The organism is Arthrobacter sp. ISL-30, from assembly GCF_018613855.1.
Taxonomy (GTDB): domain Bacteria; phylum Actinomycetota; class Actinomycetes; order Actinomycetales; family Micrococcaceae; genus Arthrobacter.
On the sequence record NZ_JAGGPK010000002.1, the window covers coordinates 1 to 5,193 of the forward strand.

The following is a 5,193-nucleotide window of genomic DNA, read 5'->3' on the forward strand; positions in this document are numbered from 1 at the left end:
ACTTAAGACACGCTGCACTAGATCAGTTCTGTTTGGCCTTACGAGGAGACCGTTGCCCCCATCCCGGCGGCTCATTTTCGCTGCTCCAGGTGTGCCGTCAAGAGCGCTGCGCGTCACTTCGTGATGGGCCTCCGGCCCACCCTTGACGGATCACCCTCCGCAGACATTTCGGCCTTTATCGGGATGGGAGAACAGTGCATCCGCTCAGGGATGAAGGAGCAGGAGCACACCGGCCCGGACGTCAACGCACTTCGCCCCACTCCCGGATCAAGCGGCTCAGCGGCCGAGTTCAGTCTGGCGGGCGGGAATAGCACCGGAACGCCCGGACTAGGAGGCTGCTGAACAACGTGGTTGTGGGGCGGGCGGAACGCCACCAATGGCCGCCAAGCGGCGTGTTCAGGTCAGCACTCTAGGTGCGACAACGGGGTCGTTCCGCCCGCTTTGTTCATTGTGCCCCTAGATGTAGGGCATCATCCAGTGGTCGGGTGGGCCGGGTTCGAACGGATGGTTCATCCCAGCGCCCATGATCCCTCGTTCACGGTCAGTCCGAGGGTGAGCAGACGTCGCAGGTTAAGTCCCGCGATCCTCAGTTGGAGCCAGGCGTTGTTCGGGTTGACGCCGCGGTGGGGAACACGGCGGTTGCCGCGGGTGAGCCAGGCGATGGACCGTTCCACCATGGGCCGGTGGGTGCGGTAGTCGTGCTGGAAGTCCTGGTCCTTGGCGCGGTGGCGGTGTTCGCGCTGCAACGCGTCGTGTTCGTGCAGGACGAGTTTCCGGCCCCGTGGTGATGTGGTGCACCGGGCTCTGAGCGGGCAGCCGGTGCAGGCGGCGCCGAACGTGACCCGGCGCTTGGCGGTGATGGCCCGGGTGATGTTGTTCGGGCAGGTCATGGTCCCGACGGTCTCGTCGACGGTGAAGTCATCCAGGGTGAACCCGCCCTCGACGGCCGGGCGCAGCGGCCAGGGTTTGATGACCGGGGTGTGGTTGGTCAGGGCGAGGGCTGCGAGCATTTCCCCGGAACCGTAGGCCGAATCCGCCAGAATCTGGACGCTGCTACTGGTGATCGTGGGATCCTTGGCGATCAGCCGGGCACCGACGGCCCCGTCGCTGTTCTGGGGCCCGGAGGCTTTCGTCAGTTCCGCGGCGGTGATCAGCCCGGTGTCAGGCTCGATCACGATGTGGGCCTTGAACCCGTCCTGCTGACGGGCTTGGGTCTTATGGGCATGCCGGGTATCCGGGTCCACGGTGGCGATCATCCGGTCCGGGGCGACTTTCCGGGCCAGCCGCCACCGCCCGTCCGTACCGTCAGAGCCGTCCGCGGGCTCGACGTCCTGCCCGGCCACCAGCGCCAGCAGCGCGTACGCATCAGCGGCCTTGCCCTCGAGGATTTCGGGATCGACAGCGGCCAGCAGGGCAAGAGCGTCGGTGACCAGGGCCGAGATCAGCCCGTCTTTGGCGTCCTGGTCATCCCACGCGATGTCCGGTTTGCCGGTTCGCGTGTAGTCATACCCGGTCGCCCGGGTGGTAACCAGGTCCTGCCCGCCGGGGACGTCACGGCCGAAACGGCGGATGCCCGCGATCAGCTGCGTGATGGTGTCCTGCCTCGCCACGGCGTCGTCCAGGACCGTTGAATCCACCGCCCGCCGGCGCTTACCCTTCAAGATGCCGGTTTCCGCCACAACTTCGGCAATCGCCTCCATAATCCGGTGCGGGTTCTTCGACGCGGCCAGGCGCCGGCGCCAGTACGTCAGGGTGCTCGGGTGGAATGCGGTATCGGTCAGCCCGTACCCGCACGCAGCCTTCCATCGCAGATCGAACGTCAACGCCTCGGCCGTTTCGCGGTCGGAAAGCCCCTGTAACGCCTGCAGCAGCAGGACCGAGCCGATCACCGGCGCCGGAACCGAAGGCCGGCCCCGCCGCGACGGAAACAGGTCCTCCATCATCGAATCCGGAAACAGACGCCCCCGGTTCTTGGCCAGAAAAGCGAAGACACTGCCCGGGACCAACAACTCCCCGGCCAGTGCCTCCACATCCAAATACCCGCGCTGCGCGTCCTCACGTCCCTGCATAAGACCAGTCTTAACGACCAGCCTCACCGGTCCAGCCGACGCGCCTAAGCCAGCGATTATTTCAGCAGTCTCCTAGCGGACATCCCCTTCGTGCGGGATCCCGCCTGCAACGAGAACACAGAAAACCAACTCACGAAAATCATGCACTTGCCCAGAGCAGCGCCATGAACAGCTGTGAAAAACAAAAGCAGAAACGCGCCACCGCAGAACCACTCCCCCGGCTCCAAAAAAGTCATGCTCTCACGACCTGGCCCAGCCATGAAGGAGTAGCACGGCAAAAACGTCACCGACGAAACGAAGGAGACTCCGGGCCACAAGAACGGCCACCGACAAACTCGGCGTGACCGACACCCGTCATAACAACCCCGCGGACGGCGTGTGTACAGCGCGCACGCGGCTAGAGGCGCCCTTAAAAGGCCCCGAGCCTGAGGGAAAACGTGCCCGAGGTGGGACTCCTCTCAGGCGTAGGACCAGACGTTGCCAGCCAGCTCCTCATCACCGTGGGAGACAACCAGGAACGGATCGGAAACGAAGCCCAGTTCGCGGCACTCGTCGGCGTTGCACCCATCCCGGCGTCATCAGGAAAAACGACCCGCCACCGGCTCAGCCGAGGCGGTGACCGCAACGCAAACCGTGCCCTGCATCAAGTGGTGCTGACCCGCATGGCTTCATGCTCACGCACGAAAAACTACGTCAATAAACGCACCACTGAAGGAAAAAGCAAGCGAGAGATCATGCGTTGTCTCAAACGCTACGTATCCCGCGAAATATACCGACAGATATTCAACCCGAAATCGGCGCCAGGCGTCACGGACCTACGCCCGAAACGCAAACGCCTCGGGTTGACCATCAACGCGGTCGCCGCCGAATTCAGCCAATGGCCCTCCGTTATCTCCCGCATCGAACGAGGACTCATGCGCAACGACGACCTCGCAACAAGCTACCGGAAATGGCTCGAGAAGCAAGCGACTCAAAAAACGAATTGACAGCCATAGGAGCATCAATGGGGCTTCAGAAACTTCGCCAATCCGAGCCAGTCCGGCCGATGTACGGCCCAGTCCGAAGCCGAAAGTGTGCGCATTGTACACAGCCCCTTTTGAGACAATTCCGTCCACTGCGACAGCTACCGCCGTCCCGCGGCGAGGGCGCGTTCTTGTGGGCAAGCATGGCCGACGGCTGTCAAAGGTCTTACATATCGTGCGGACGCGAAAGACCAGGCCGGACGCGGAACTACGGTGGGACCAGGTGTTTGGAAATCAGGGCCGCGCTGTGTTCGAGCTCGATGTGGCCAGCTGCAACACCCACGACCAGATCGAATGCCTCCTCGGTACTGAAATCGTGCCGGTAGCCGTTGATCCACAGCGTCAGGACCATGAGCGTCCAGGCGGTGCGTTTGTTGCCATCGATGAGAGGGTGGAATCTGGCAACGGATTCGAGCAACGCGGCCGCCTTCAAAGGCAACTGCGGGTAAGCCTCCCTGCCCATAACCGTCGTTGCAGGTCTCGCCAAGGCCGAGGCCAGCAGTCCGACGTCACGGACATGGAAGCCGTACCGATCAACGACCAGCAGTGCGTCCTCGATTTCGAGGGACGCGCTCATGCATCCTCAAGGCGCTTCAAAAGTTCAGCATCATGGCTCAACACAAAGTCCAGTCCCGCGGCGACCTCACGCCTGCGGGCGTGACGCTGCAGAACCAGCTCAGCGCCCTGAAGAAGCAGGGCCGACTTCGAAGTGTGCTCCTCGGTGGCCAGCTCATCGAGCCGACGATCCAAGTCTTCCGGAACACGCAGATTCATAGCCATGCGATCAATGGTACCAAAGCAGTACCAAGCTTTACTATTCGGCCATATCTGGATCTCCAAGGAACTCGGCATCATTCTGATCGCCGTGATCGCTCCCAGGCTGGGAACGCAATGGCTTCTTACCGCATTCCGGAACAACTATTCGGCGAGGGCCAGGCGGAACCAGTCAGGATTCCGGCTGAAGTAATTCCCGCCGGTGGTGTATGCCTACACCCCATCGGTCCTGGAATCAGACTGCTCCTTTACACCGGACAACAGGATGGGAGCCAGCCTGGCCATCGACCATCTCGTATCACGGGGCAGGAAAAAGATCGTGATGCTCAACGGGGAGCCTCAATATGAGGCGGCACGCGAACGCGCCGCTGGTGCGCAGGAAGCACTTGCTCGCCATGGGCTGAACCTGGTCACCAACGAGGTCCTGTACGGCAGTTGGAATGAAGCGTGAGGGCATCAGGGGTTACGGGCGCTGCTCAGCGCCGGCCTGGACTTTGATGGAATATTTTGCGGCAGCGACCAAATTGCCCGGGGCGTCATCGATGCCCTGAGGGAGTCGGGAATGTCCGACCCACACGAAGTCGGAGTCGTAGGGTTCGATAACTGGGAACTCTTCAGCGCAACCTCGCGGCCCCCCATCACGACAATCGACATGAACCTCGAAGCCATGGGTCGTGCCGTGGCCGGCGAGTTGTCAGCGGCCATCTCCGGAAAAAAACCTCCCAGGACTTCACCGCTTACCGGTCCGGCTGGTTCCAAGGGAAATGCACTGCCGGGCTGGTGAGTAGCGCGCAAACCTCAGCCTAAAAGGGAACGAGCACACGCCTGTCCCGGCCGACATCCTCGGCATCCACCGGAATTGCACAGCTTCTCCCGGCATGAAGACGGACATCATGGTCGAGAACTTGGAAGCCGGGCCCTGCACGATCATCGACACCAAGTTCACGTCAATTCGCGGAAGCGCCCACCACGGCAGGGAAAGGTTCAAGAGCGGACACCTGTTACCAGCTGTACGCAGACCTTCGGTCCCAAGAATGCCCCGAGATTTCGCGACGATCAGGACGGCACATCCACGCCCCCTACGCCTTCCCTGCGGTGCTGCGGGAGGCGTAGGACCCCTAGTACTACAGTCGCGGTTATTTCTTTGTTTGTCGTTTGCGGTAGTGGTGTTCACGGGCCCGGTGTTGGTGTTTTCGGCGCCAGCGTGAGCGTTCCAGTACGTGGTTTTGGGCGGGGATCCTGGCCCAGACGAGACGGGTGATCAGGTGCCGGATTTCGGGCAGGGAGAGCATTACGAGGCCTTCCTGCCGGGTTCCGGCGCCCCTTTT

The 5,193-nt window shown here is 62.1% G+C and carries 6 protein-coding genes and 1 pseudogene; 3 read left to right on the top strand and 4 right to left on the bottom strand.

The window, feature by feature from the left end:
* Positions 1-509: 509 nt before the first annotated feature.
* Positions 510-2,069 (bottom strand): IS1182 family transposase, encoded by a 1,560-nt coding sequence (locus tag J7E82_RS00275; RefSeq protein ID WP_214859222.1) that lies wholly within the window; start codon positions 2,067-2,069, stop codon positions 510-512.
* Positions 2,070-2,515: 446 nt separating this feature from the next.
* Between J7E82_RS00275 and J7E82_RS00280 the strand changes: the two genes are divergently transcribed.
* Positions 2,516-3,055, top strand: coding sequence for a transposase (locus tag J7E82_RS00280; RefSeq protein ID WP_374223569.1), 540 nt, complete (start codon positions 2,516-2,518; stop codon positions 3,053-3,055).
* 244 nt (positions 3,056-3,299) lie between these two features.
* Here J7E82_RS00280 and J7E82_RS00285 read toward each other — a convergent pair whose 3' ends face one another.
* On the bottom strand, positions 3,300-3,668 hold the full coding sequence (locus tag J7E82_RS00285; RefSeq protein WP_214859223.1) for a type II toxin-antitoxin system death-on-curing family toxin: 369 nt from the start codon (positions 3,666-3,668) through the stop codon (positions 3,300-3,302).
* Complete coding sequence (locus J7E82_RS00290) at positions 3,665-3,871, bottom strand: ribbon-helix-helix protein, CopG family (RefSeq protein WP_251041251.1); 207 nt, start codon at positions 3,869-3,871, stop codon at positions 3,665-3,667. Before J7E82_RS00290 ends, J7E82_RS00285 begins: the two co-directional genes overlap by 4 nt.
* Between J7E82_RS00290 and J7E82_RS00295 the strand changes: the two genes are divergently transcribed.
* Entirely contained in the window at positions 3,870-4,058 is a 189-nt protein-coding gene (locus J7E82_RS00295) for a hypothetical protein (protein WP_214859225.1), read from the top strand. The genes J7E82_RS00290 and J7E82_RS00295 overlap by 2 nt on opposite strands.
* A gap of 12 nt (positions 4,059-4,070) precedes the next feature.
* Positions 4,071-4,649 (top strand): annotated as a pseudogene (locus tag J7E82_RS20395) (substrate-binding domain-containing protein).
* Positions 4,650-5,001: 352 nt separating this feature from the next.
* Here J7E82_RS20395 and J7E82_RS00310 read toward each other — a convergent pair.
* Positions 5,002-5,193: hypothetical protein (locus J7E82_RS00310; RefSeq protein ID WP_214859230.1), on the bottom strand; the 192-nt coding region annotated here is incomplete at its 5' end.

Coding starts and splice junctions, on each gene's coding strand:
- J7E82_RS00290 (WP_251041251.1), bottom strand. CDS start 3,871: ATGGCTATGAATCTGCGTGTTCCGGAAGACTTGGATCGTCGGCTCGAT.
- J7E82_RS00285 (WP_214859223.1), bottom strand. CDS start 3,668: ATGAGCGCGTCCCTCGAAATCGAGGACGCACTGCTGGTCGTTGATCGG.
- J7E82_RS00275 (WP_214859222.1), bottom strand. CDS start 2,069: ATGCAGGGACGTGAGGACGCGCAGCGCGGGTATTTGGATGTGGAGGCA.
- J7E82_RS00295 (WP_214859225.1), top strand. CDS start 3,870: ATGCGATCAATGGTACCAAAGCAGTACCAAGCTTTACTATTCGGCCAT.